Origin of the sequence: Mesorhizobium sp. M4A.F.Ca.ET.050.02.1.1 (genome assembly GCF_003997725.1) — a bacterium.
Classification (GTDB): domain Bacteria; phylum Pseudomonadota; class Alphaproteobacteria; order Rhizobiales; family Rhizobiaceae; genus Mesorhizobium.
This window is the reverse complement of sequence record NZ_RZSG01001026.1, coordinates 1-1,820: the sequence shown is the minus strand read 5'-3', so window position 1 is coordinate 1,820 and position 1,820 is coordinate 1. Positions and strand designations below refer to the sequence as shown.

The 1,820-nt window shown below is 62.5% G+C and carries 3 protein-coding genes; 2 read left to right on the top strand and 1 reads right to left on the bottom strand.

The window, feature by feature from the left end; genetic code table 11:
- Window positions 1-16: 16 nt before the first annotated feature.
- Entirely contained in the window at window positions 17-418 is a 402-nt protein-coding gene (locus tag EOA33_RS34525; RefSeq protein ID WP_126058703.1) for a Kazal-type serine protease inhibitor, read from the bottom strand.
- 514 nt (window positions 419-932) lie between these two features.
- On the opposite strand from EOA33_RS34525, the gene EOA33_RS34520 reads away from it, so the two are divergent.
- Both EOA33_RS34520 and EOA33_RS34515 read left to right on the top strand, forming a co-directional pair.
- On the top strand, window positions 933-1,145 hold the full coding sequence (locus tag EOA33_RS34520) for a cold-shock protein (RefSeq protein ID WP_006202520.1): 213 nt from the start codon (window positions 933-935) through the stop codon (window positions 1,143-1,145).
- Between the two features lie 350 nt (window positions 1,146-1,495).
- On the top strand, window positions 1,496-1,708 hold the full coding sequence (locus EOA33_RS34515) for a cold-shock protein (protein WP_006202521.1): 213 nt from the start codon (window positions 1,496-1,498) through the stop codon (window positions 1,706-1,708).
- Window positions 1,709-1,820: the final 112 nt, after the last annotated feature.

The following is a 1,820-nucleotide window of genomic DNA, read 5'->3' as shown; positions in this document are numbered from 1 at the left end:
GCGGGGTTCTATGTTCTCAGCACGGACCGTCGTCGATGATGCGATAGTCCGCCGCGCGGGCCTCGCAGGCATTCGGGAAAGTGCGCAGTTGCCCGCCTCGACGGGCACAGACCGGAGCGTATTCGCGGGTGCAGAATGTCGGCTCGTCGCCACCGCCGCCGTCGCGGCATGGGCCATCGCGCACGATGCGGTATCCGGCCCGATCGGCAAGGCAGGCATTGGCGAAGGTCTGGCGGTCGCCGCCGCGGCGGGCGCAGACCGGCTCATACTCCCTGGTGCAGAATTGCGGCTCCGGCCTTGGCGGCCGCGGGCGCGGTCCCGGTCCTTCGTCCACCACCACCGTGCATGCCGCAAGCAGTGCCGACAGGAACAGGAGAGCAAAGCCCTGTCGCGAGAAAAGCGTCGTAAGGAATTTCATCAATGCCTCCCGGCGCACGACCCCGAAGATCACGCGCAAAATCATAGTGCAATGGACCCGCTCCCGCGCAAAACACGCTTGCCGATCCTCGCCATTCCTCTGACAAATGCAACCCCCGTTTGCGGACGACATGGCGCTGCCGCTGGCGCCATTCGGCTGTCCGCGAGGGGGCCGCTGGCCCATGCGTGGCCCGGCTCTGGCCGATGACCGGGCATGGCGCCGGGTCTATCGAAGTGCTGCGTCGGCGCGCTCATCGGGCCCACCCGCGGCGCTGTCTTGCAACCATCACGTTTCCGTGCGATAAATTCCGTGTTCGGGCATTTGCGACCCGGAGAGCGGAACGTTTTGGACGACCTTTCCCCGATAATGTGAATCTCTGACGGCCCCGTTTTTCGGCGGGGGGTTTGACCATGCGCCAATGCATGACTGCCGAAGCAACCACCGGGACATGCCCAAGGCGCCAGCGGCGGGCAAACCATATTAAGACTGACACGGGTGAGAGGAGTTTCCCCCAATGGCCCAGACCGGCACCGTAAAGTTCTTCAACGCCACCAAAGGCTTCGGCTTCATCACGCCTGACGGCGGCGCCAAGGATGTGTTCGTCCACATCTCGGCGATCGAGGCTTCGGGCCTGCGCACGCTGGTCGATGGCCAGAAGGTCACCTTCGACGTCGAGCCCGACCGCATGGGCAAGGGTCCGAAGGCGGTCAATCTCCGCGCCGCCTGATCGATTGGCCTAAGCATCGGCCTGCGCGGAGGAGCGACGGGCGCTGCAAAGGTCGTGAACCGGCTTCCGAGCCGTAGCTGAATTCTCCTAGGCGCGACGGGCCACCGTCGCGCCTTTTCCATGCCTGACGCAAGACATCCGAAGGGTGCCGCGCATTTGAGCTAACAGCCTGCATCAAAACAATAATTCAAATCGCGGCGCGCAAAGCGCGGCGGACGCAACACGCTCTCGAAATGCCTGCCATGCGGCGCAAAAACTTTCTCTTGCCGATAGCGCTAAAATAAAGGACAAATTTCCACTCGGGCATTTGCCGGCCCGAGACTGACTTTATGGGATCAAAGGAGCTTCCCATGCCGCAGACCGGCACCGTCAAGTTCTTCAATCATGCCAAAGGCTTCGGCTTCATCACGCCGGACGATGGCGCGAAGGATGTCTTCGTCCATATTTCGGCCGTGCAGGCGTCGGGTCTTCCCGGTCTTGAGGATGGGCAGAAAGTGACATTCGACACCGAGCCGGACAAGCGCGGCAAGGGTCCGAAGGCCGTCAACCTGTCGATCGGCTAAGCCGGTTCAGGACAGACCTGGCGGAGACTGATGAGGCGGGTCCGCTCTCGCCGGGTCTATGGTTTTGCGCAAGCAATCGAAATGTCAGGCCGGATTTCGTTCAGCCTCCGTT

Excerpts from the sequence above, each read along its gene's own strand:
- EOA33_RS34525 (WP_126058703.1), bottom strand. The coding sequence starts at position 418 with ATGAAATTCCTTACGACGCTTTTCTCGCGACAGGGCTTTGCTCTCCTG.
- EOA33_RS34520 (WP_006202520.1), top strand. The coding sequence starts at position 933 with ATGGCCCAGACCGGCACCGTAAAGTTCTTCAACGCCACCAAAGGCTTC.
- EOA33_RS34515 (WP_006202521.1), top strand. The coding sequence starts at position 1,496 with ATGCCGCAGACCGGCACCGTCAAGTTCTTCAATCATGCCAAAGGCTTC.